Below are 23,215 nucleotides of genomic sequence, written 5' to 3' on the forward strand. Positions count from 1 at the left end.
CCAAGTTTGCGCGAATGAGGACAAGTGTTATGGGTAAGAATGTCGTAGTCCTGGGCACCCAATGGGGTGATGAGGGCAAAGGCAAGATCGTTGATCTGCTGACCGAACATGCTGCCGCCGTAGTGCGCTACCAAGGTGGCCACAACGCTGGCCACACCCTGGTCATCGATGGCGAAAAAACCGTCTTGCACCTGATCCCGTCGGGTGTCCTGCGCGAAGGCGTGCAGTGCCTGATCGGCAACGGCGTGGTGGTCGCGCCTGACGCCCTGCTGCGCGAGATCACCAAGCTGGAAGAAAAAGGCGTACCGGTGCGCGAGCGCCTGCGTATCAGCCCATCCTGCCCGCTGATCCTGTCCTTCCACGTTGCGCTGGACCAGGCCCGTGAAAAGGCGCGTGGCGAGCTGAAGATCGGCACCACCGGTCGCGGCATCGGCCCGGCCTACGAAGACAAGGTTGCACGTCGTGGCCTGCGTGTGGGCGACCTGCTCAACATGCCGCGCTTTGAAGACAAACTGCGTGAACTGGTGGATTACCACAACTTCATGCTGGTCGGTTACTACAAAGAGCCAGCCATCGAGTTTGAAAAGACCCTGGCCGAGTGCAAGGAATACGCTGAGCTGCTCAAGCCGCTGATGCTGGACGTGACGGCCGAGCTGCACGATCTGCGTCGCGCTGGCAAGGACATCATGTTCGAAGGTGCCCAGGGCTCGTTGCTGGACATCGACCACGGTACCTACCCGTACGTGACCAGCTCCAACACCACCGCTGGCGGCGTTGCGACCGGTTCTGGCGTTGGCCCGATGTTCCTGGACTACATCCTGGGTATCACCAAGGCCTACACCACTCGCGTAGGTTCGGGCCCGTTCCCGACTGAGCTGTTCGACGACGTCGGCGCGCACCTGGCCAAGCAAGGCCACGAATTCGGCGCCACCACTGGCCGTGCTCGTCGTTGCGGCTGGTTCGATGCCGTTATCCTGCGTCGCGCTATCGATGTGAACAGCATCTCGGGCATCTGCCTGACCAAGCTGGACGTACTCGACGGTCTGGAAGCCATCAACATCTGCGTCGGCTACAAAGACGCCCAAGGCAACGATGTTGCCCCGACTGACGCTGACAGCTACGTGGGCCTGCAGCCTGTGTACGAAGAAGTGCCAGGCTGGACCGAATCGACCGTGGGCGCCAAGACCCTGGAAGAACTGCCAGCCAATGCTCGCGCCTACATCAAGCGCGTGGAAGAGCTGATCGGTGCACCGATCGACATTATTTCGACCGGCCCGGACCGCAACGAGACCATCGTTCTGCGTCACCCGTTCGCGTAATAAGCTGTTGATGTAAAAAGCAAAGGGCTCCTTCGGGAGCCCTTTGTCGTTTCTGCCTGGCAAGCGGCACGACCCTTGCTGTTTTTCCCTCTTTCGAGGTGCTATCAAATTAATGGCACCCGTGGTGGAGGGATTTCCAGTGTCTGCCGTTCTCTCGTTGTTACAAAGCCGTCTGTTGCGGCCGGTGTTCGTTACCCTTGGTATCGCCCTTTTGGTGCAAGTGCTGGTGGCCGTCGCGCTGACGCGGAGCACGGTGACGGCGCTGGAAGCCGATTTGGGCAATCGCCTGGGCATTGATAGCCAGAAGTTGTCTGGCGAACTAGCCCAGGCTGGCAAGGAAGTCACGTCCAGCCTGGACAGTCTGTCCGCCAGCACGCGCCAGCGACTGACAGCCGGGCTTTCCACGCGCTTGCAGGAAGAGCAAAAGCAGTTGCGTGCGACGCTGGAAAAAGACCTGCAGGACTCCGCCAATGACATGGCGCAACTGCTGGCCTCGGTCGCGCCCCGTGCCATGTGGGACAGTGACGTGCCGACCCTTTCAGAGTTTGCCCGCCGGGCCCAGCGCAACCCCAATGTGCTGTTTGTGGTGTATGACGACGCTGCGGGCGAGCACTTGACCCGTTACCTGAATCGCGAAAACCCTATCAACCAGGCCCTGCTGGCGAAGGGGGCAGGGGAGCGTGCGCTGGACAAGGTGCTGGACGCGGCCAAGACAGACCCCTCCGTGTATTACGTCGAAGCCTCCATCAGCCCCAACGGCGTGGAAATCGGCAAGGTGCGCATGGGTGTGTCGACCGCGACGGTTGAGGCAAACCTGCAAGCGTTGGATAAGCGCTTTGCCGCGCTGATCGCCAGCGGTGATCAGCTGGTGGGTGATAGCCTCAAGGGAGCCGCAGCTGACAGCGCCAACGCCATGGGCGCCCGGCTGCAATCGGCGCAAGCCACTGCCACGCAAATGACGGCCAATACCGCCAGCGCCGTGCAAGACGCGGCGGGCACCCTGCGTTGGCGTATCGGGATGGGCCTGGCACTGGTGGGGCTTGGGGTATTGCTGCTGATCGCCATTGTGCTGGGGCGACGCGTGGTCAATCGCCTGAAGTTGCTGATTGCCGCGATGGATGATCTGGCGGCCGGCGAGGGCGACCTCACCAAGCGCGTGCAGATCAGCAGCAAGGATGAAATCGGCGATATGGCCTCGGCGGTCAATCGCTTTGTGGATAAGCTGCAGCCCATCGTACGGGAGGCAGGCGACGTGGCCCAGCGTACTGGCGTGGAAATCGGCGCCATGACGTTGCGCAATGCTGGCGCCGATGCGGCGGCGGGCTTGCAGCGTGATGAAGTGGCCGAGAGTTTGCGCGCTTTGTCGCAAATGGCCGACGAGGCCCAGGCCGAAAGCCACGCTATGCAGGCGGCCTTGCAGCAGGTGGTGGATATTCGCCAGGCCACGGATGAAAACTCACGAACCTCGGCTGAAGTCGGTAGCTTGATCGAGGCGTTGGCGGGGCAGGTGCAGGCCGGTTCCCAGGTGATCGAACGGCTGGCGCAGCAAAGCGAACAGATTGAAGTGGTGTTGACCGTGATTCATGGCATCGCCGAGCAAACCAACCTGCTCGCTCTCAACGCGGCCATCGAGGCGGCACGGGCTGGCGAGACTGGGCGCGGCTTTGCGGTGGTGGCCGATGAAGTGCGTGCGCTGGCGAGCAAGACCCAAAGCTCCACTGGCGATATCCAGGCGCATATCGTGGCATTGCAACAGGGCGCGCGTGAGGCGGTGGAAACCATCGGCAAGGCGGGGCGCCAGGCCAGTGAGGGCTTGCTGGTGCTGCGCGACAGCGTGCGCTTGCAGCAGACGGTGCAGGCTTCTGTGGAGCAGGTGCATGCGGCGATTGGCCTGGCGACGCGCGCGGCCGAGCATCAAGCCCAGGGCGCGCATGCGGTACGTGGGCGCGTGGAGGTGATCCATGCCCAGGCCGAGCGTGCGGCGCAAGCGGTGGTGGAGACGACGGCCAGTGGGAAGGTGCTGGATGGGTTGGCGGCGCAGTTGAAGGCGAGCTTGGGGCAGTTCAGGGCTTGAGGTTGTCTGGACGGGCCTCATCGCAGGCAAGCCAGCTCCCACATTCAACTGCATTCCAAAGTTGGAGCGCGGTCAACTGTGGGAGCTGGCTTGCCTGCGATAGCTGTTTCAGCGGCTCAAATACATCCGCGTCGTAAGTAGATACACCGGCAACCCCGACACCAGAATCAACAACGCTGCATACGGCGCCGCCGCCGCAAATTCCACATTCGAGGTATGCGCCCAGACGGCCGTCGCCAAGGTATTCAGCCCGGTCGGGCTCAACAGCAATGTCGCCGTCAATTCCTTCATCGCATCCAGGAACACCAAGGCAAACGCCGCCCCCAGCGCCGGAAAGATAATTGGCAGCGTCACCCGGCAAAACGCACTGAAGGACGATGCGCCTAACGTGCGCGCCGCCTCTTCCAACTGTGGCGCCGCCTTGTTCAGCGCTGTACGAATCGGCGCCTGCGCCAATGGCAAAAACAGCAGCGCATAAGCAATCAGCAGCAATGCCGAGGTCTGGTACAGCGCTGGCACGTAATGCAGGGCGAAATACACCAGGGTCAACGCAATCACCAGGCCGGGCAGGGCATGCAGCAAGTACGGCAAGCGTTCGGCCCATATCGCCAGTTGCCCTTTGTAGCGCACCACTAGCAAACCAACCGGTACTGCCAGTACCAGGCACAGTGCGGCGCCGCCCAGCGAGAGCGCCAGGGAAGACAGCAGCGCCTCACCGATCTCGGCCATCGGAAACGCTGCCGACGAACCGACTGCCAACCAATACCCGAGCATCCCCAGCGGAATGCCGCTGCCAATGATCGCTAGCGCCAGGCAATACACCTGGCCCAATGGCGTCCACTTGCCCAGTCGAACCTGCTCGGCGTGCCGCGCCGCGCCCTGGCCGATGCGCACGTGCCGGCCTTTGCCGCGTATGCGCAGTTCCAGCCATAGCAGGGTCAGGCACATCACCAGCAGCACTGCCGAGAGCATTGCCGCATTGGCATTGCTGAATTCCAGTTCGAACTGCTGGTAGATCGCGGTGGTGAAGGTCTGCAGGCCAATGATCGACAGCGCGCCGAATTCCACCAGCATGTGCAATGCGATCAATAGTGAGCCGGCCAGCAGCGATGGCCACAGCAGCGGCAGGGTGATGCGAAAGAACACGCCCCAGCGGTTGAGCCCCAGCGTGCGGGCCGATTCTTCCAGGGAGGGGTCAAGATTGCGTAGCGTTGCCGCCACCGGCAGAAATACCAGCGGGTATTTGGACAGGCTCATCACCAGGATCGCGCCGCCAAGCCCCTCGAACTGGGCGCTCAGCGACACCCAGGTAAAACTGCTGACGAACGCCGGCACCGCAAACGGCAGGCACAGGATCACGCCCCAGATGCGCCGCCCCGGCAGGTTGCTGCGTTCCAACAGCCAGGCCAGGGACAGGCCGATCACGCCGCAGGTCAGGGTCACGCCGACCATCAGCGCCAGGGTGTTGCGCAGCAGTCCGAACACATAAGGCCGCCACAGTAGATGCACCGCCTCCGTCCAGCCCGCCTGCCAGGCTTTGAACCCAACATAGGCGAGCGGCAACAGGCTCAGGCCAACCAGCAACAGCACGGGTAGCAGCAGCCAGATCGACGGGCGTTTGCGACGGGGGGTGAACCCCGCGACGGAAAGCGATGGGTTCATCAGTTCAGGCCAACGTCACGTTCCAGCTCCAGGGCTTCTTCGGCGTTGCCCAGGTCTGCGGGGGTGACTTTCGGCGGCTGCAGCTCGCTGAATGGCTTGAGGCCGCGGTTCGATTCCATGCCCTTGCGCAGCGGGTACTCGGCCGACGTGTTGGTGATCACGCGCTGGCCTTCTTCGCTGGTCATGAATGCCAGCAATTGCTGAGCTTCTTTGGGATGCTTGCTGGATTTGAGTGCGGCAGCGGAGGATACGGTGATCAGGCCGCCAGCATCACCATCGGTGAAGTAGTGCAGTTGGGAATCCAGATTGGTTTTTTCCTTTTTCAGGGCAAACCAGTAGTAGTTATTCACCAGCACGGTGGCCACTTCGCCTTTTTCCACGGCCTTGAGGGCGACCATATTGTTGCTGTACACCTTGCCGAAGGCGCGCAGGCCGGTCAGCCATTCTTCTGCGGCTTCGCGACCGTGCAGCTTGATGATCGCCACGGCTTGCTCCTGGAACGCGCCGCTGGTGGGGACGAAGCCGACTTTGCCTTGCCACTCGGGGCCGGCAAAATCCAGTACCGACTTGGGCAGGTCTTTTTCGGCAATCAGTTTGGGGTTGAAGGCTACGACGCGGGTGCGTGCGGTCACGCCCATCCAGTCGCCGTTTTTGCCCACGTAATCCTTGGGCAGTACATCGAGGGTGCTGGCATCGATTTTTGCCAACAGGCCTTGCTCGCCGAGTTTGTTCAGGGGCGGTGATTCTTCGGTGTAGATGACGTCGGCAGGGGAGCGCTCACCTTCTTCGACGACCTGGCTGGCCAGCTGGTTGCTGCTACCTTTGCGCACGTTGACGTGGATGCCGGTCTTGGCTTCGAAGGCCTTGGCGAGTTCATCGCCGACTTCTTTGTGTTGGCCGTTGTATAAGGTCAGGGAGACCTTGTCGGCAGAATGGGCGGCGGGCGAGAGCAGGGTCAGGCTGAGTAGGGTGAGGGTCAGGCCGCGCAGAAGGGATGTCTTGAGTCGGTTGTCACGGATCATCATCCGAAGTGTTCCTCGCTTATATGCAACAAATCATTGCAAGGATAAACGATAAATCTTCTCAAGTGCGGATGAGGGGAAAATCACTGGGGAGTTTTCAAACCCCGGAAACGAAAAAACCCGCTTTCGCGGGTTTGATCTGAATTTGGTGCCCAGGAGAAGACTCGAACTTCCACGACCTTGCGATCACCAGCACCTGAAGCTGGCGTGTCTACCAATTTCACCACCTGGGCATTATCTAACAACGTTGCCGCTGTTGATGGGGCGAACTATACGGCGGGGCTTTTGATCTGTAAACCCCTGATTCGAAAAATATAAATCAATTTTTCCGTTAAAAATCAGAGGCCTGAAACGAAAAAACCCGCTTTCGCGGGTTTGATCTGAATTTGGTGCCCAGGAGAAGACTCGAACTTCCACGACCTTGCGATCACCAGCACCTGAAGCTGGCGTGTCTACCAATTTCACCACCTGGGCAGCATCAACAACGTTGCCGTCGTCGATGGCGCGCACTATACGGAGCGATATTTGAGCTGTAAACCCCTGCCATGAAAAAAGCCTGGAAAATTTCGCCAGTGGTCGTGCAAGGTGCGCGCCGGGGGTCGCAAAGGGCTTTTAAACGCTTGTTGATACCTGAAATTTCCCGTTTCAATACGCGTATGCCAAACTAACCCGCATATAGACAAGGTGAAAACTCTCTAATGGCCGATTGGCAGTCCCTCGATCCCGAGGCCGCTCGTGAAGCGGAAAAATATGAAAACCCTATTCCTAGCCGCGAACTGATCCTGGCGCACCTCGCCGATCGTGGTTCGCCTGCTAGCCGTGAGCAACTGGTTGAAGAATTCGGTCTGACCACCGAAGACCAGCTTGAAGCCCTGCGCCGCCGTCTGCGTGCGATGGAGCGCGATGCTCAATTGATCTACACCCGTCGTGGCACTTACGCGCCGGTCGACAAGCTGGACCTGATCCTGGGCCGCATTGCCGGCCACCGTGACGGCTTCGGCTTCCTGATCCCGGACGATGGCAGCGACGACCTGTTCATGAGCCCGGCGCAAATGCGTCTGGTGTTCGATGGCGACCGTGCCCTGGCGCGGGTTTCTGGCCTCGACCGCCGTGGTCGTCGTGAAGGCGTGATCGTCGAAGTGGTGTCCCGTGCCCACGAATCCATCGTCGGTCGTTACTTCGAAGAAGGCGGCATCGGCTTCGTTGTGCCGGATAACCCGAAGGTCCAGCAGGAAGTGCTGATCACCCCGGGCCGTAATGGCGCCGCCAAGGTCGGCCAGTTCGTCGAGGTGAAAATCACCCACTGGCCAACGGCGCGCTTCCAGCCCCAGGGCGATATCGTTGAAGTGGTCGGCAACTACATGGCGCCGGGCATGGAAATCGACGTTGCCTTGCGCACCTACGATATCCCTCACGTCTGGCCTGAGGCCGTGCTCAAAGAAGCCGCCAAGCTCAAGCCGGAAGTCGAAGAGAAAGACAAAGAAAAACGCATCGACCTGCGTCATCTGCCGTTTGTCACCATTGACGGCGAAGATGCCCGCGACTTCGATGATGCGGTCTACTGCGAAGCCAAGCCTGGCAAGCTGCGCCTGTTCTCCGGCGGCTGGAAGTTGTACGTCGCGATTGCCGACGTGTCCAGCTACGTGAAGATCGGTTCGGCCCTGGATAACGAAGCCCAGGTGCGCGGCAACTCCGTGTACTTCCCAGAGCGCGTGATCCCGATGCTGCCCGAGCAGCTGTCCAACGGCCTGTGCTCCCTGAACCCGAAAGTCGACCGTTTGGCCATGGTGTGCGAGATGACCATCTCCAAAACCGGCGAAATGACCGACTACCAGTTCTACGAAGCGGTGATCCACTCCCAGGCACGCCTGACCTACAACAAGGTCAGCACCATCCTGGAAACGCCGAAGACCAGCGAAGCCAAGGCTCTGCGTACCGAATACGCTGGCGTGGTCCCGCACCTCAAGCAGTTGTACTCGCTGTACAAGGTGTTGCTGGGTGCCCGTCATACCCGTGGCGCGATCGATTTCGAAACCCAGGAAACCCGCATTGTCTTCGGCTCCGAGCGCAAGATTGCGGCGATCACCCCGACCACCCGTAACGACGCGCACAAGCTGATCGAGGAGTGCATGCTGGCGGCCAACGTGGCCACTGCCGAGTTCCTCAAGAAGCACGAAATTCCTGCGTTGTACCGTGTGCACGACGGCCCGCCGCCGGAGCGCCTGGAAAAACTTCGCGCCTTCCTCGGCGAACTCGGCCTGTCCCTGCACAAAGGCAAGGACGGTCCGACGCCGAAGGATTACCAGGCCCTGCTGGCCAGCATCAAGGACCGTCCGGATTACCACGTGATCCAGACCGTGATGCTGCGCTCGCTGAGCCAGGCGGTGTACAGCGCCGATAACCAGGGCCACTTCGGCCTGAATTACGAGGCGTACACCCACTTCACTTCGCCAATTCGCCGCTACCCGGACTTGCTCACGCACCGTGCGATCCGCAGCGTGATCCATTCCAAGCAGAACACCCCGCACGTCAAGCGCGCCGGTGCCATGACCATTCCGAAAGCACGGATCTACCCGTACGACGAAGCGGCCCTGGAACAACTGGGCGAGCAGTGCTCCATGAGCGAACGCCGCGCCGACGAAGCCACCCGCGACGTGGTGAACTGGCTCAAGTGCGAGTTCATGAAGGATCGCGTGGGCGAGTCGTTCCCGGGTGTGATCACCGCCGTGACCGGCTTTGGCCTGTTCGTCGAGCTGACCGACATCTACGTCGAGGGCCTGGTGCACGTCACCGCCTTGCCGGGTGATTACTACCACTTCGATCCTGTGCATCACCGCCTGGCGGGCGAGCGCACCGGTCGCAGCTTCCGCTTGGGCGATACCGTTGAAGTGCAGGTCATGCGTGTCGATCTCGACGAGCGCAAGATCGACTTCGGCATGCCTGACAAGCCGGCTGAGCCTGCGGGTCGTAAAAAGCGTGGTGAAACCACAGCGCCTGCGTCCAAAGGCAAAGCGGCCACCGCAAAAACCACGGCCGAGCCTGCACCTGCCAAGGCTGGTCGTCGTTCTTCCGCCAAGGACAAGGCCCCTGAAGCCTACCGCCCAAGCGACGCGGCGGCGAAAAACGCCGAGCTGCGCAAGAGCCGCGAGTTGAAGCAGCAGTTGCTCAACGAAGCCAAAAGCGGTGGTAAAGCGGCGTCTGGGGGAAAGTCCCACGGGGCGGAAAAGCCGTCGAGCAAGCCAAGTAAACACCGTAAAGGCCCGCCAAAAGCGGGTTCGGCTCCCGCAAAAAGCGGCGGGTCGCGCAAACCTAAGGCCAAGTCATGAGTCTGGAAAAAATCTACGGCGTACACGCCGTAGAAGCATTGCTGCGTCACCATCCCAAGCGCGTCAAGCAGGTGTGGTTGGCCGAAGGTCGCAGCGAGCCGCGCGTACAGGCGCTGGTCGAGTTGGCCACGCAGAATAAGGTTGCCATCGGCCAGGCCGAGCGTCGTGAAATGGACGTGTGGGTCGAAGGCGTTCACCAAGGCGTGGTGGCTGACGTCAGCCCGAGCCAGGTGTGGGGCGAGGCGATGCTCGACGAGCTGCTAGACCGTACCGAAGGTGCACCGTTGCTCTTGGTGCTGGACGGCGTGACCGACCCGCACAACCTCGGCGCCTGCCTGCGTTCGGCGGATGCTGCCGGTGCGCTGGCAGTGATCGTGCCCAAGGACAAGTCCGCGACCCTGACGCCGGTGGTGCGTAAGGTCGCCTGCGGTGCGGCGGAAGTGATTCCGCTGGTGGCCGTGACCAACCTGGCGCGTACCCTGGAGAAGCTCCAGCAGCGCGGCCTGTGGGTAGTGGGCACGGCGGGGGAGGCTGAGGTCAGCATTTATGACCAGGACCTTACCGGCCCTACCATCCTGATCATGGGCGCCGAAGGCAAAGGCATGCGCCGTCTGACCCGTGAGCATTGCGATTACCTGGTACACCTGCCGATGGCCGGTAGTGTCAGCAGCCTCAATGTGTCGGTGGCGACGGGTGTTTGCCTGTTTGAAGCCCAGCGTCAGCGTGGTGCGAAAGCCAAGGCCAAGCCCAAGAAGTGATAAAAATGTGGGAGCGGGCTTGCTCGCGATGACGGAGTGTCAGTCGGCAGAGATGTTGCCGGTGCCAGGGTCATCGCAGGCAAGCCAGCTCCCACATTGGTTTTGTGGTGTTTATTCAGGATTGTTCAAATAATCACCAATCACCTTGCGCCCGTTCTCCCCCTTCTCTACAATTGCGCCCCTTGCCTTCCTGGCAGGCGCCGATGTGCCTCCCCTGCGGCAAGATCCATAAGTGTCATTCACTCCTTGTCTGACCGTTTTTGAGCGGCAGGCTACAACCCGTAAGGAGCATTCATGCGTCATTACGAAATCATCTTTTTGGTCCACCCGGATCAAAGCGAGCAAGTCGGCGGCATGGTTGAGCGTTACACCAAGCTGATCGAAGAAGACGGCGGCAAAATCCACCGTCTGGAAGATTGGGGCCGTCGTCAACTGGCCTACGCAATCAACAATGTTCACAAGGCTCACTACGTGATGCTGAACGTTGAGTGCACTGGCAAGGCCCTGGCCGAGCTGGAAGACAACTTCCGCTACAACGATGCTGTGATCCGTAACCTGGTCATCCGTCGCGAAGAAGCCGTTACTGGCCAATCCGAGATGCTCAAGGCTGAAGAAAACCGCAGTGAGCGCCGTGAGCGTCGCGACCGTCCTGAGCACGAAGGCGCTGATAGCGCTGATAGTGATGACAGCGACAACAGCGATAACGCTGACGAGTAATCCACGGACCTTTTAAGGAGCCTATCAAATGGCACGTTTCTTCCGTCGTCGTAAATTCTGCCGCTTCACCGCTGAAGACGTGAAAGAGATCGATTACAAAGATCTCAACACTCTGAAAGCCTACGTATCCGAGACCGGCAAAATCGTTCCAAGCCGTATCACCGGTACCAAAGCACGTTATCAGCGTCAGCTGGCCACCGCTATCAAGCGCGCCCGCTTCCTGGCCCTGCTGGCCTACACCGACAGCCACGGCCGCTGAGACCGGGCAGTCGACAAGTAGTAAGGGATTGAATGCATGCGCGCCTTAGCTGAGTTCATCATGCGCGGTCGCGTGCAGGCCACTCTGGTAGTGGCTGGATGTGCGGCATTGCCGTTGCTTTATTGGTTGGGTGCTGCCGCAGGTTGCCTTGTGCTACTGCGGCGCGGTTTGAAGGACGCCCTTGGCGTTCTTGCCCTGGGTTTGTTGCCGGCCTTGATCTGGTGGCTGCAAATGGGTGATCCACGGGTACTTCTGGTACTGCTGGGGTCATCGAGCCTTGCGTTGGTTTTGCGCGCAAGTGAGTCCTGGGTCCGCACGCTGCTGGTCAGCGTGGCATTGGGGTTGGTGTACTCAGTGATGCTTGGCGCGGCTTTCCGCCCGCAGATCGAGGCGCTGGCGCAGGAGATCGTCAAGATCCTGCCGTTGGCCCTCGGGGATCTCTACCAGCATTTGTCGGTAGATGAGCGAGCGCGGTTTGCGTCACTGATTGCCCCGGTCCTGACCGGCCTGATTGCGGCTTTGTTGCAGGTCGTCAGCGTGCTGAGCCTGATTCTTGGGCGTTATTGGCAGGCGTTGTTGTACAACCCGGGTGGTTTTGGTCGCGAGTTTCGCAGTATCAGAATCCCAGCGGGGCCGGCGATGTTGCTGCTGGCGTGCATGGTTGTCGGGCCGAACTTCGGCCCACAGATGGCCTTGCTGGCGCCGATTTGCAGCGTACCGCTGGTGTTTGCCGGGCTGGCCCTGATTCATGGGCTTGCCGCGCAAAAGCGACTGGCCAGGTTTTGGCTGGTGGGGTTGTACGTCACGCTGTTGCTGTTCATGCAGCTGATCTATCCGTTACTCGTGGTCTTGGCCATTGTTGACAGCCTGATTGATTTTCGCGGTCGTCTGGCGTCGAAAGACGCCGATAACGCGAACGGTGAAGGTTAAAAGTTAGAGGATTTTCACATGCAACTGATCCTTCTGGAAAAAGTCGCCAACCTGGGCAACCTGGGCGACAAAGTGAACGTTAAGGCCGGCTACGGTCGTAACTACCTGCTGCCATACGGCAAAGCCACCGCTGCAACCGCTGCCAACCTGGCTGCGTTTGAAGAGCGTCGTGCTGAGCTGGAAAAAGCCGCAGCAGACAAAAAAGCGTCGGCCGAAACTCGCGCTGCCCAACTGGCTGAGCTGGAAGTGACTATCACTGCCACCGCTGGTGACGAAGGCAAGCTGTTCGGTTCGATCGGCACCCACGACATCGCTGATGCACTGACCGCCTCCGGCGTTGAAGTGCAGAAGAGCGAAGTTCGTCTGCCGAACGGCACCATCCGCAACGTAGGCGAATTCGACGTAGCCGTGCACCTGCACGCCGAAGTTGAAGCCACCGTACGCGTTGTCGTGGTAGCAGCTTAAGTCGCACCTAACTGACTGGCACCTCGCGTGCCAGCCGGTTAACATCGGGCACGATCCTGTTTACAGGTCGTGCCTTTTGTTTTTCTACACACCCCAAATTCCAAGTGGCCATGAACGAAATCTCTGCTCCTGAGCAATACGATCTGCAAACCGCTGCCCTGAAGGTGCCGCCGCATTCCATCGAGGCCGAACAGGCTGTGCTCGGTGGCTTGATGCTGGACAACAACGCCTGGGAACGCGTGCTGGATCAAGTCTCGGACGGTGACTTCTATCGTCATGACCACCGCCTGATCTTCCGCGCCATCGCCAAGCTGGCCGACCAGAACTCACCGATCGACGTGGTAACCCTGGCCGAGCAGTTGGACAAGGAAGGCCAGACCTCCCAAGTGGGTGGCCTGGGCTACCTCGGTGAGCTGGCAAAAAACACGCCGTCCGTCGCCAACATCAAGGCCTATGCCCAGATCGTCCGCGAGCGCGCCACGTTGCGCCAGTTGATCGGCATCAGCACCGAAATCGCCGACAGCGCCTTCAACCCCGAAGGCCGCACCGCTGCCGAGATCCTTGACGAAGCCGAGCGCCAGATCTTCCAGATCGCCGAGGCCCGGCCCAAAACCGGCGGCCCGGTCAGCGTCAACGACCTGCTGACCAAAGCCATCGACCGCATCGACACCCTGTTCAACACCGATGCCGCGATTACCGGTATTTCCACCGGTTACACCGACCTCGACGAAAAGACCAGCGGCCTGCAGCCGTCCGACTTGATCATCGTCGCCGGTCGTCCGTCCATGGGTAAGACCACCTTCGCGATGAACCTGGTGGAAAACGCCGTGTTACGCAGCGACAAGGCGGTGCTGGTGTACTCCCTCGAGATGCCAGGCGAATCGTTGATCATGCGTATGCTCTCGTCGCTGGGGCGTATCGACCAGACCAAGGTGCGTTCCGGCCAGCTTGAAGACGACGACTGGCCGCGCCTGACCTCGGCGGTCAACCTGCTCAACGACCGCAAGCTGTTCATCGATGACACCGCCGGTATCAGCCCGTCCGAAATGCGCGCGCGTACCCGGCGCCTGGTGCGCGAGCATGGCGATATCGCCCTGATCATGATCGACTACCTGCAGTTGATGCAGATCCCCGGTTCCAGTGGCGACAACCGTACCAACGAGATTTCTGAAATCTCTCGTTCCTTGAAGGCGCTGGCCAAGGAATTCAACTGCCCGGTGGTGGCGTTGTCCCAGCTCAACCGTTCCCTGGAACAACGTCCCAACAAGCGTCCGGTGAACTCCGACTTGCGGGAATCCGGAGCGATCGAGCAGGACGCCGACGTGATCATGTTCGTGTACCGCGACGAGGTGTACCACCCCGAGACGGAACACAAGGGCATTGCCGAAATCATCATCGGCAAACAGCGGAACGGCCCGATCGGGTTTATCCGGTTGGCGTTCATCGGCAAGTACACGCGTTTCGAGAACCTGGCGCCGGGTAGCTACAACTTCGACGACGACGAGTAGTTTCAAGCGCCTGTAAGGGCCTCATCGCAGGCAAGCCAGCTCCCACAGGGGAATGCATTCCAAATGTGGGAGCTGGCTTGCCTGCGATGGGGCCACCACAATTCCGACTACTACCGTCGGAATTGGTCAAAATTTGTGCTATATTCCGCGCCCGCGATTTTTCATCTTCACACCGGTCACCGTCATGCAAACAGCCAAGCCGTTATTTGACTATCCCAAGTACTGGGCCGAATGTTTCGGTCCTGCGCCATTCCTGCCGATGAGCAGGGAGGAGATGGATCAGCTTGGCTGGGATTCGTGCGACATCATCATCGTCACCGGTGATGCCTATGTTGACCACCCATCGTTCGGCATGGCGATCATCGGCCGGCTGCTGGAGTCCCAGGGCTTTCGCGTCGGGATCATCGCGCAACCGAACTGGCAGTCCAAAGACGACTTCATGAAGCTCGGCGAGCCGAACCTGTTCTTCGGCGTCGCGGCCGGCAACATGGACTCGATGATCAACCGCTACACCGCCGACAAGAAAATCCGCTCCGACGACGCCTATACCCCTGGCGGCATGGCCGGCAAACGTCCCGACCGTGCAAGCCTGGTGTACAGCCAGCGTTGCAAGGAAGCCTACAAGAACGTGCCGATCGTACTCGGCGGTATCGAAGCTTCCCTGCGTCGGATTGCTCACTACGACTACTGGCAGGACCGCGTGCGCAACTCGATCCTGATCGACGCCACCGCCGATATCCTGCTGTACGGCAACGCCGAGCGGGCCATCGTCGAAGTTGCCCAGCGTTTGTCGTGGGGCCACAAGATCGAAGACATCACCGATGTGCGCGGTACCGCGTTCATCCGCCGTGATACGCCGGTCGGTTGGTACGAAGTGGATTCCACGCGCATCGACCGTCCGGGCAAGATCGACAAGATCATCAACCCGTACGTCAACACCCAGGACACCCAGGCCTGCGCCATCGAGCAGGAAAAGGGGCCGGTGGATGATCCGGAAGAAGCCAAGGTTGTGCAGATCCTGGCCAGCCCGCGCATGACCCGTGACAAGACCGTGATTCGCCTGCCATCGGTGGAAAAAGTCCGCGGCGACGCGGTGCTCTATGCCCACGCCAACCGCGTGTTGCACCTGGAAACCAACCCAGGCAACGCCCGCGCCCTGGTGCAGAAGCACGGTGAAGTGGACGTATGGTTCAACCCGCCGCCCATTCCCATGACTACCGAAGAAATGGACTACGTGTTCGGCATGCCGTACGCCCGCGTACCGCACCCGGCCTATGGCAAGGAGAAGATCCCGGCCTACGACATGATCCGTTTCTCGGTGAATATCATGCGTGGCTGCTTCGGCGGCTGCACCTTCTGCTCGATCACCGAGCACGAAGGCCGCATCATCCAGAACCGTTCCGAAGAGTCGATCATTCGCGAGATCGAAGAGATCCGCGACAAAGTGCCGGGTTTCACCGGCGTGATCTCCGACCTCGGCGGCCCGACGGCGAACATGTACCGCATCGCCTGCAAAAGCCCGGAAATCGAATCCGCGTGCCGCAAACCGTCGTGCGTGTTCCCTGGCATCTGCCCGAACCTGAACACCGATCACTCGTCGTTGATCCAGCTGTACCGCAGCGCCCGTGCGTTGCCGGGTGTGAAGAAGATCCTGATCGCTTCCGGCCTGCGCTACGACCTGGCCGTCGAGTCGCCGGAATACGTCAAAGAGCTGGTCACCCACCACGTCGGTGGTTACCTCAAGATCGCCCCGGAACACACCGAGGAAGGTCCGCTCAACCAGATGATGAAGCCGGGCATTGGCAGCTATGACAAGTTCAAGCGCATGTTCGAGAAGTACACCAAGGAAGCGGGCAAGGAGCAGTATCTGATCCCGTACTTCATCGCCGCCCACCCGGGCACCACCGATGAAGACATGATGAACCTGGCCCTGTGGCTCAAGGGCAATGGCTTCCGTGCCGACCAGGTGCAGGCGTTCTACCCGTCGCCGATGGCCACCGCCACTGCGATGTATCACTCGGGCAAGAACCCGCTGCGCAAGGTCACCTACAAGAGTGACGCGGTGACCATCGTCAAGAGCGAGGAGCAGCGCCGCCTGCACAAGGCGTTCCTGCGGTACCACGACCCGAAGGGCTGGCCAATGCTGCGTGAAGCATTGACCCGCATGGGCCGTGCCGACCTGATCGGGTCGGGCAAGGACCAGTTGATCCCGCTGCACCAGCCGTCCACCGACAGCTACCAGAGCGCCCGGCGCAAGAACTCGACGCCGGCCGGCAGCCATAAGGTCGCCAAGGAAACCACCACCAGGATCCTCACCCAGCACACCGGCCTGCCACCCCGTGGCAGCGACGGCAGCAACCCGTGGGACAAGCGCGAGCAAGCCAAGGCTGCGGCCCAGGCGCGCAATAAGCAGGCGGCCAAAGAGCGCAGCGATGCGGCCAAGGGCAAGGGCAGCAAGCCTACGCGCAAGCCGGTGGTGCCGCGTTGATCGACGCCTGAAATGCAAAACGCCAGCCTCGTGCTGGCGTTTTGCTTTCTGGTCGCTGGTGAGCCTGTTTGGTAAGGTGGCGCCCATTAGATTGCTATCGCAGGCAAGCCAGCTCCCACAGGGGAATGTATTCAAGTGTGGAAGCTGGCTTGCCTGCGATGAGGCCGGTCTGGGCACTCTCGATTTCAAGGAAGAACACTTATGGGCAACCCCCTGCTCAACATTGGCATGGACTCCAACCGCTCCCAATTCATGGCGCGCCAGCGCATTGAGAGTCAGATCAACCTGCCGCGGCTGTTCGCCGTCATTGACGCCGACCCCAGCATCGTCGGCGCTGGCGTGGTGTACATCGACGCCGACTTCAACGTGATCACCCTGCGCGAATTCAAGCCCATCTGCAGCATCAAACCCAAGCGCGTCATTTTGCGCGAGGCGCAGAAGTACATCTCGCCGGCGCAGTTTGTCGAGCAGGTGAAGACCGACCCCCGTGAAGGGCGCCTCCAGAAGGAGGCCTTTGACATGGGGCTTTCCTGTGGGGCGGCGGTGATCGGTTGGATCGTGGTGTTCAGTGGCAGCGTCGCCGTACCGTTCACCGCCGGTGCCAGTGCTTTTGTGGTGGGTATCGGTGTCACGGCGGCGCTGGCCAGCAGCGCTCAGTGCGGGTTTGGCGTGGCCCGGACCTATAACGAGATCCTTGACCCAGATGCCAACGACCGCATGGACGACGCCCAGTGGTATGGCGCGGTGTCACCGATTCTCGATGCCGCGTCATTGGTAGGGATCGGAACGGGAGCCTTCACCACATTAAGGCTGCTCAAGGCCAAAAAAGCCGCTGCGTTGGGCAAGAGCTGGTATGAATTGCTCAAGGGCTTGAATCGCCAGGAGCGCAAGAAGTTGACCCAGGAATTGCTCAGTCTCAAAGACCCGAGCCTGACCCCCAAGTTGCTCAAGTTGCAGCAGCGCGCCGGCACGTTGCCCAAGCGCTACAGCTCCACGGAAATTCGTCATGCCACGCTCACACAGCTCAAGGACGCCTTGGGCGGCATGTTGGGTATCTGGGGCAGCTATCGAACCGGCCACGTCGGCTCGGCGTCGACGCTTGCCATTGGCCTGTATGAGGAATTGACGGAATGAAGGGGTTTCCCGATAGGCGCAGTTTCCTTGCGCGTTATTTTCCGGTGTTCATGGGCACCATCTTCATGGCGATTTTCTCTGGTTCGGTGGCTGTGTCCACGGCGGGCGTAACCTATTTGCGCGGGGTTGAACCGGCGCTCAAGGCCAACTACTCCGGGGCGGCAATCCTGATGCTGGTAGCGGTGCTGGTGTTTGGCAATGTGATGATTGCACGCGGGTACCCCTGGGCGACCCGGCTGGTGGCGGGCTATCTGGTGTGTTGCCTGCTGTTCGTGTTGCCGATGATTCAATATGGCCTCAATACCCTGGTGTACGGCTCGGCGGTGCTGTTTCCGCTGCTGGGTTTGTTGCTGCTCAACAGCAAGCGCCATCGTGAAATGCGCCAGCGGCTGCGCGAAATCCGCCATTTGCGCCAAGCGGCCATTGCGCAACGCAAAGCCCGTTGATTCTGTAGATTTATTGGCGGTGGGTGGCCTGTTTGTTAGGGTAGCGCCCATTAGATTGCTATCGCAGGCAAGCCAGCACCCACAGGGGAATGCATTTCAAGTGTGGGAGCTGGCTTGCCTGCGATGAGGCCGGTCGCGGCACTCTCAATTTCAAGGAAGAACACTTATGGGCAGCTCCTTGTTCAACATCGGCATGGATTCCAACCGCTCTCAATTTATGGCGCGCCAGCGTATCGAGAGCCTGATCAACCTGCCACGGCTGTTCGCCGCCATCGATGCCGACCCCGCCATTGTCGGTGCAGGTGTTGTGTATATCGATGCCGATTTCAACGTTGTCACCCTGCGCGAATTTCAGCCCATCTGCAGCATCGCACCCAAGCGTTTGATCCTGCGTGAGGCGCAGAAGTACATCGCGCCAACGCAATTCGCTCAGCAGGTGCAAGACAATCCGCGTGAGTCCCGATTGGTGGGCGAAGCGGTCAATACCACGCTATCGTGTGCCGGCGCGGTCATCGGTTGGATCGTGGTGCTCAGTGGTTCCGTCGCAGTTCCGTTTTCGGCGGGGGCCAGTTCGGTGGTCGTGGCGCTCGGCTATACGGCCGCGGCAGCCAGTTCTGTGCAGTGCTTTGCCAGCGGCTATCGCACCATCAATGAGATCCGCAACCCCGCGCGCAATGATCAGCTCGACAGTGAGGAGTGGTACCAATACACCATGATTGCCCTGGATGCGGCGTCGTTGGTTGGGGTGGGTTCATCGGCATTGGCAACGGTCAAGCTGGTGCGGCTGAATAAGGCCTCTACCGGGAAAAGTGTGAGAGAGGTGCTCAGGGGCCTGAATCGACAGGAGCGCGCCAAGTTGACCAAAGAGCTGCTGAGCATCAACGACCCACGCTTGACGTCCAAGATGATCAAGTTAAAGCAGTTGTCGGGCGAGTTGCCTAAGCGGTTCACGCCCACCGAGGTCAAGCATGCAACGGTCACGCAGATCAAGGACGCGTTGGGCGCAGCCATCGGTTTTACCGGTAGTGCGGTGTCAGGGAACGTACGCACAATTGCCATAGGTCTGTATGAGGAGGCCGAACAATGAACGAGCTGCCTAGCATTCGCAGTTTTCTGTCGACGTATTTCCCCGTCTTTATGGGGGCGATATTCGTCTGCATTTTCACCCTCGTGTTTGCGGTTCCGGTGTTCTTCGATAGCTATATGCCAAGCCTGTCCATGGCAGATAATGCCAAATACTCCTTCCTGGCGGGTATCGCACTCACGCTAGTCATTGTGCACTGCAATTTCATGATCGCACGCGGGCGTCCCCAATGGATGTGGCCGCTAGTGTTGCTGCTGGGGGTATGCTTTCTGGGTGTATTGCCAACACTCAATGATCAACCGAACGGGGTGGTATATGCCTTGAGCCTGGTGTTTCCATTAATTGGGTTATTGCTGTTCAACAGCAAACGCCACCGTGAAATGCGCCAGAAACTGGTCGAAGTCCGCTGCCTGCGCCAGGCCATGATTGCCCAACACAAACACCATTGATTGGGTAGATTCACCACCTGCCCTCAGCCCGGCGCTACAAATGTGTGCAGCGCCTGCACCATAGCCACAACGTTGGCGCCGTTTTGGTGCTGTACTGCACCGGGCCTGACGTTTTAGTGCAATGACTGCTGCTGTGGCATAAGTCTTGCGCGCGTTGTGCTTATGCCCTGGCTCGCAGGAGGCCGCCGTGTCGATTCATGTCGCGTTGCACCACGTTACGCATTACCGCTACGACCGTGCTGTTGAACTCGGCCCACAGATCGTTCGGCTACGCCCGGCGGCCCATAGCCGTACGCGGATTTTGTCCTACGCGCTGAAAGTGCTGCCGGAGCAGCATTTCATCAACTGGCAGCAAGACCCCCAGGGCAATTATCTGGCGCGCCTGGTGTTCCCGGAAAAGACTGACGAGTTGCGCATTGAAGTCGACCTGGTCGCCGAGATGGCGGTGTTCAACCCGTTCGATTTTTTCCTCGAACCCTACGCCGAAAATATCCCGTTCAGCTACGCCGCTGATGAGCAGCGCGAGCTGGCGCCGTACCTGGAAACCTTGCCGCTGACGCCAAGGCTTGCCGCCTACCTGGCCGGTATCGACCGCACGCCGCTGCCTGCTGTGGATTTCCTGGTCGGCCTCAACCAGCGCCTGGCCGCCGATATCGGTTACCTGATTCGCATGGAGCCGGGTGTGCAAACCCCGGAATTTACCCTGGAAAACGCGTCCGGCTCCTGCCGCGACTCGGCCTGGTTGTTGGTGCAATTGTTGCGCAACCTCGGGTTGGCGGCGCGATTTGTCTCTGGTTATCTGATTCAACTGACCGCCGACGTCAAAGCCCTCGACGGCCCGTCCGGTACCGAGGTGGACTTCACCGACCTGCACGCCTGGTGCGAAGTGTATCTGCCCGGCGCTGGCTGGATTGGCCTGGATGCCACGTCCGGGTTGTTCGCCGGTGAAGGGCATATCCCCTTGGCCTGCAGCCCCGACCCATCGTCCGCTGCGCCCATCAGCGGGTTGGTGGAGCCGTGCGAATGCGAGTTCACCCATGAGATGTCGGTGGAGCGCATCTGGGAAGCGCCACGGGTGACCAAGCCCTACACCGAAGAACAATGGTTGGCGATCCAGGCCCTGGGCCGGCAGATCGACGGCGACCTGCTCAAGGACGACGTACGCCTGACCATGGGCGGCGAGCCGACCTTCGTCTCTATTGACGACCCAGACGGCGCCGAATGGAACACCGCAGCCCTGGGCCCGGACAAGCGTCGCCTGTCGGCCGAGCTGTTCCAGCGCCTGCGCCAGCACTATGCGCCCAAGGGTCTGGTGCATTTCGGCCAAGGCAAGTGGTACCCCGGCGAGCAACTGCCGCGCTGGTCGCTCAATTGCTACTGGCGCCGCGACGGCGTGCCGATCTGGCACAACAGCGCACTGATCGCCGATGAGCAAGAAGACTACGGCGCCGATGGGGTGATGGCCGGGCGTTTCCTGGCCAGCGTCGCCGAGCGCCTGAAACTGCCGGCGCGCTTTGTGTTCCCGGCGTTCGAGGACAATTTCTACTACCTGTGGCGCGAAGGTACCCTGCCCCAGAACGTCACTGCCCAGGACCCACGCTTGAGCGACGACCTGGAGCGTGAGCGCCTGCGCAAAGTGTTCAGCCAGGGCCTGGATAAAGTCATCGGCCAGGTGCTGCCGCTGGCACGGACTGCGGCCAATGACCGCTGGCAGAGTGGGCGTTGGTACCTGCGCGACAACCATTGCCGGTTGGTGCCGGGTGATTCGCCGCTGGGTTACCGGCTGCCCTTGGCTTCCCAGCCCTGGGTGACGGCGGCTGAGTATCCGTTCATACACCCCACCGACCCGAACCAGGACCAGCCCGAGCTTCCCACGGCGGCGCAATTGCGCAGCCATGGCGAGCCGGCCCCGGACGACGAGCGTGTGCCCAAGGTCGACGAGTCCGCCGACTGGCTGACCCGTACCGCGCTGTGCGCCGAAGCACGAGAAGGCCGCCTGTACCTGTTTATGCCGCCGCTGGAGCGCATCGAGGATTACCTGGAGCTGGTGACTGCCATTGAGGCCACCGCCGAAGAGCTGCATTGCCCGGTACTGCTGGAGGGCTACGAGCCGCCAGCGGATACGCGCCTGAGCAATTTCCGGGTCACGCCAGATCCCGGTGTCATCGAGGTCAACGTACAGCCGTCCGCCACCTGGGACGAGTTGGTAGAACGCACCGAATTCCTCTACGAAGAGGCTCGGCAAACCCGCCTGACCACCGAGAAGTTCATGATCGATGGGCGCCATACCGGCACCGGTGGCGGTAACCACTTCGTACTGGGCGGTGCGACGCCCAAGGATTCGCCCTTCCTGCGCCGACCGGACCTGCTGCGCAGCCTGATCAGCTACTGGCATAACCACCCGTCGTTGTCCTATTTGTTCTCCGGCCTGTTTATCGGCCCCACCTCCCAGGCGCCCAGGGTAGATGAGGCGCGCAACGATGCGCTGTATGAACTGGAAATCGCCTTCGCGCAGATGCCGGCACCGGGCGAGGACTGCCCGCCATGGTTGGTGGATCGCCTGTTGCGCAACCTGCTGATCGACGTGACGGGCAATACCCATCGCGCCGAATTCTGTATCGACAAACTTTACTCAGCCGACGGCGCCACTGGCCGCCTGGGGCTGCTGGAACTGCGCGCCTTTGAAATGCCCCCCCATGCGCGCATGAGCCTGACCCAGCAGTTGTTGCTGCGGGCGCTGGTCGCGCGGTTCTGGCGCGAGCCCTATGCGCCGCCGAAGCTGGCGCGCTGGGGCACTGAACTGCATGACCGTTTCCTGTTGCCGCACTTTATCGAGCAGGACTTTGCCGACGTGATCGTCGAGCTGAACGCGGCCGGCTACCCGCTGCGTGCCGAATGGTTCGCGGCGCATCTGGAGTTTCGTTTCCCCAAGGTGGGCGACTACGCCGTCAGCGGTATCGAACTGGAACTGCGCCAGGCCTTGGAACCCTGGCACGTGCTGGGCGAGGAGGGCGCAGTGGGTGGCACGGTGCGGTATGTGGATTCGTCCCTGGAGCGCCTGCAAGTGAAGTTGAGCGGGTTGCCACCGCAACGCTACCTGCTGACCTGCAATGGCGTGCCGGTGCCGCTGCAACCAACCGGCCGCGTCGGCGAGTTCGTGGCGGGCGTGCGTTACCGCGCCTGGCAACCGGCCAACTGCTTGCAACCGACCATCCCCGTGCATGCGCCGCTGGTATTTGACCTGCTCGACACCTGGATGCAGCGTTCGTTGGGTGGCTGCCAATACCATGTGGCGCACCCGGGCGGGCGCAATTACGACAGCCTGCCGGTGAATGCCAATGAGGCGGAGAGCCGGCGCATGGCGCGTTTTTTCCGCTTGGGGCATAGCCCGGGCAAGCTGCCGGTGCCGAGTGTAACGGTAAACGATGAGTTGCCAATGACCCTGGATTTGCGGCGTTTCACAAAAAATAAGGAATGAACATGATCCAAGTGTGTGAGGGCTTTTGTGGCGAGGGAGCTTGCTCCCGCTGGGGTGCGAAGCGCCCCCAATAGCAGGCGACTGCTGCGCAGTCGA

The 23,215-nt window shown here is 60.6% G+C and carries 17 protein-coding genes and 2 tRNA genes; 15 read left to right on the forward strand and 4 right to left on the reverse strand.

All coding sequences use genetic code 11. From position 1 onward, the window contains the following. Positions 1–29 precede the first annotated feature (29 nt). Together GIV35_RS01320 and GIV35_RS01325 are read left to right on the forward strand one after the other, a co-directional pair. Positions 30–1,319, forward strand: coding sequence for an adenylosuccinate synthase (locus GIV35_RS01320; protein WP_014716669.1), 1,290 nt, complete (start codon positions 30–32; stop codon positions 1,317–1,319). Positions 1,320–1,458: 139 nt separating this feature from the next. Then, a complete protein-coding gene (locus GIV35_RS01325) occupies positions 1,459–3,393 on the forward strand; it encodes a methyl-accepting chemotaxis protein (protein ID WP_236264532.1) in 1,935 nt (644 codons plus the stop codon). A 108-nt stretch (positions 3,394–3,501) separates the two neighbouring features. Here GIV35_RS01325 and GIV35_RS01330 read toward each other — a convergent pair whose 3' ends face one another. The 4 genes from GIV35_RS01330 to GIV35_RS01345 all read right to left on the reverse strand — a co-directional run bounded on the left by GIV35_RS01330 (position 3,502) and on the right by GIV35_RS01345 (position 6,551). Beyond that, positions 3,502–5,055 carry an ABC transporter permease gene (locus GIV35_RS01330; protein ID WP_236264531.1) on the reverse strand — a complete coding sequence of 518 codons (1,554 nt, stop codon included), beginning with the start codon at positions 5,053–5,055 and terminating at the stop codon, positions 3,502–3,504. After that, positions 5,055–6,080, reverse strand: a complete 1,026-nt coding sequence (locus tag GIV35_RS01335; RefSeq protein WP_105225557.1) for an extracellular solute-binding protein — start codon at positions 6,078–6,080, stop codon at positions 5,055–5,057. The genes GIV35_RS01330 and GIV35_RS01335 overlap by 1 nt, the downstream gene beginning before the upstream one ends. 143 nt (positions 6,081–6,223) lie before the next feature. Next, positions 6,224–6,310 (reverse strand) — tRNA-Leu (locus tag GIV35_RS01340). Positions 6,311–6,464: 154 nt separating this feature from the next. Further along, positions 6,465–6,551: transfer RNA gene (locus tag GIV35_RS01345), tRNA-Leu, on the reverse strand. A 224-nt stretch (positions 6,552–6,775) separates the two neighbouring features. Here GIV35_RS01345 and rnr point away from each other — a divergent pair. The 13 genes from rnr to GIV35_RS01410 all read left to right on the forward strand — a co-directional run bounded on the left by rnr (position 6,776) and on the right by GIV35_RS01410 (position 23,119). After that, the gene (gene rnr / locus GIV35_RS01350; protein WP_060764587.1) at positions 6,776–9,403 is read left to right on the forward strand and encodes a ribonuclease R; all 2,628 of its coding nucleotides are present in this window, start codon (positions 6,776–6,778) and stop codon (positions 9,401–9,403) included. Next, positions 9,400–10,161, forward strand: a complete 762-nt coding sequence (gene rlmB, locus GIV35_RS01355) for a 23S rRNA (guanosine(2251)-2'-O)-methyltransferase RlmB (protein WP_003188074.1) — start codon at positions 9,400–9,402, stop codon at positions 10,159–10,161. The genes rnr and rlmB overlap by 4 nt, the downstream gene beginning before the upstream one ends. 294 nt (positions 10,162–10,455) lie before the next feature. Continuing rightward, positions 10,456–10,878 carry a 30S ribosomal protein S6 gene (gene rpsF / locus GIV35_RS01360; RefSeq protein ID WP_003236224.1) on the forward strand — a complete coding sequence of 141 codons (423 nt, stop codon included), beginning with the start codon at positions 10,456–10,458 and terminating at the stop codon, positions 10,876–10,878. A 28-nt stretch (positions 10,879–10,906) separates the two neighbouring features. Continuing rightward, a complete protein-coding gene (gene rpsR, locus GIV35_RS01365; protein WP_002551829.1) occupies positions 10,907–11,137 on the forward strand; it encodes a 30S ribosomal protein S18 in 231 nt (76 codons plus the stop codon). Between the two features lie 36 nt (positions 11,138–11,173). Further along, the gene (locus tag GIV35_RS01370; RefSeq protein ID WP_034125655.1) at positions 11,174–12,067 is read left to right on the forward strand and encodes a hypothetical protein; all 894 of its coding nucleotides are present in this window, start codon (positions 11,174–11,176) and stop codon (positions 12,065–12,067) included. 18 nt (positions 12,068–12,085) lie between these two features. Next, entirely contained in the window at positions 12,086–12,532 is a 447-nt protein-coding gene (gene rplI / locus GIV35_RS01375; protein WP_003171376.1) for a 50S ribosomal protein L9, read from the forward strand. Between the two features lie 110 nt (positions 12,533–12,642). After that, positions 12,643–14,040, forward strand: a complete 1,398-nt coding sequence (gene dnaB / locus GIV35_RS01380; RefSeq protein WP_003188079.1) for a replicative DNA helicase — start codon at positions 12,643–12,645, stop codon at positions 14,038–14,040. A gap of 184 nt (positions 14,041–14,224) precedes the next feature. Beyond that, entirely contained in the window at positions 14,225–16,528 is a 2,304-nt protein-coding gene (locus tag GIV35_RS01385; RefSeq protein WP_200648741.1) for a YgiQ family radical SAM protein, read from the forward strand. 201 nt (positions 16,529–16,729) lie between these two features. Next, the gene (locus tag GIV35_RS01390) at positions 16,730–17,662 is read left to right on the forward strand and encodes a hypothetical protein (protein WP_014716676.1); all 933 of its coding nucleotides are present in this window, start codon (positions 16,730–16,732) and stop codon (positions 17,660–17,662) included. Next, entirely contained in the window at positions 17,659–18,108 is a 450-nt protein-coding gene (locus GIV35_RS01395; protein WP_213153585.1) for a hypothetical protein, read from the forward strand. The genes GIV35_RS01390 and GIV35_RS01395 overlap by 4 nt, the downstream gene beginning before the upstream one ends. A 166-nt stretch (positions 18,109–18,274) precedes the next feature. Continuing rightward, positions 18,275–19,195: an NAD synthetase gene (locus GIV35_RS01400; RefSeq protein WP_105225562.1), complete on the forward strand. Its 921-nt coding sequence runs from the start codon at positions 18,275–18,277 to the stop codon at positions 19,193–19,195. Continuing rightward, on the forward strand, positions 19,192–19,641 hold the full coding sequence (locus tag GIV35_RS01405) for a hypothetical protein (protein WP_105225563.1): 450 nt from the start codon (positions 19,192–19,194) through the stop codon (positions 19,639–19,641). Before GIV35_RS01400 ends, GIV35_RS01405 begins: the two co-directional genes overlap by 4 nt. A gap of 187 nt (positions 19,642–19,828) precedes the next feature. After that, positions 19,829–23,119 (forward strand): transglutaminase family protein, encoded by a 3,291-nt coding sequence (locus GIV35_RS01410; RefSeq protein ID WP_236264530.1) that lies wholly within the window; start codon positions 19,829–19,831, stop codon positions 23,117–23,119. The last annotated feature ends 96 nt before the right edge of the window (positions 23,120–23,215 follow it).

Source organism: Pseudomonas sp. PA-1-6B (assembly GCF_021609545.1).
Lineage (GTDB): Bacteria > Pseudomonadota > Gammaproteobacteria > Pseudomonadales > Pseudomonadaceae > Aquipseudomonas > Aquipseudomonas fluorescens_BV.

Bases quoted from the DNA above. Each gene is read 5' to 3' on its own strand.
- GIV35_RS01405 (WP_105225563.1), top strand. From the start codon at position 19,192: ATGAACGAGCTGCCTAGCATTCGCAGTTTTCTGTCGACGTATTTCCCC.
- GIV35_RS01385 (WP_200648741.1), top strand. From the start codon at position 14,225: ATGCAAACAGCCAAGCCGTTATTTGACTATCCCAAGTACTGGGCCGAA.
- rplI (WP_003171376.1), top strand. From the start codon at position 12,086: ATGCAACTGATCCTTCTGGAAAAAGTCGCCAACCTGGGCAACCTGGGC.
- GIV35_RS01330 (WP_236264531.1), bottom strand. From the start codon at position 5,055: ATGAACCCATCGCTTTCCGTCGCGGGGTTCACCCCCCGTCGCAAACGC.
- GIV35_RS01335 (WP_105225557.1), bottom strand. From the start codon at position 6,080: ATGATGATCCGTGACAACCGACTCAAGACATCCCTTCTGCGCGGCCTG.
- rpsR (WP_002551829.1), top strand. From the start codon at position 10,907: ATGGCACGTTTCTTCCGTCGTCGTAAATTCTGCCGCTTCACCGCTGAA.
- dnaB (WP_003188079.1), top strand. From the start codon at position 12,643: ATGAACGAAATCTCTGCTCCTGAGCAATACGATCTGCAAACCGCTGCC.
- GIV35_RS01400 (WP_105225562.1), top strand. From the start codon at position 18,275: ATGGGCAGCTCCTTGTTCAACATCGGCATGGATTCCAACCGCTCTCAA.
- GIV35_RS01370 (WP_034125655.1), top strand. From the start codon at position 11,174: ATGCGCGCCTTAGCTGAGTTCATCATGCGCGGTCGCGTGCAGGCCACT.
- rlmB (WP_003188074.1), top strand. From the start codon at position 9,400: ATGAGTCTGGAAAAAATCTACGGCGTACACGCCGTAGAAGCATTGCTG.
- GIV35_RS01390 (WP_014716676.1), top strand. From the start codon at position 16,730: ATGGGCAACCCCCTGCTCAACATTGGCATGGACTCCAACCGCTCCCAA.
- rpsF (WP_003236224.1), top strand. From the start codon at position 10,456: ATGCGTCATTACGAAATCATCTTTTTGGTCCACCCGGATCAAAGCGAG.
- rnr (WP_060764587.1), top strand. From the start codon at position 6,776: ATGGCCGATTGGCAGTCCCTCGATCCCGAGGCCGCTCGTGAAGCGGAA.
- GIV35_RS01320 (WP_014716669.1), top strand. From the start codon at position 30: ATGGGTAAGAATGTCGTAGTCCTGGGCACCCAATGGGGTGATGAGGGC.
- GIV35_RS01395 (WP_213153585.1), top strand. From the start codon at position 17,659: ATGAAGGGGTTTCCCGATAGGCGCAGTTTCCTTGCGCGTTATTTTCCG.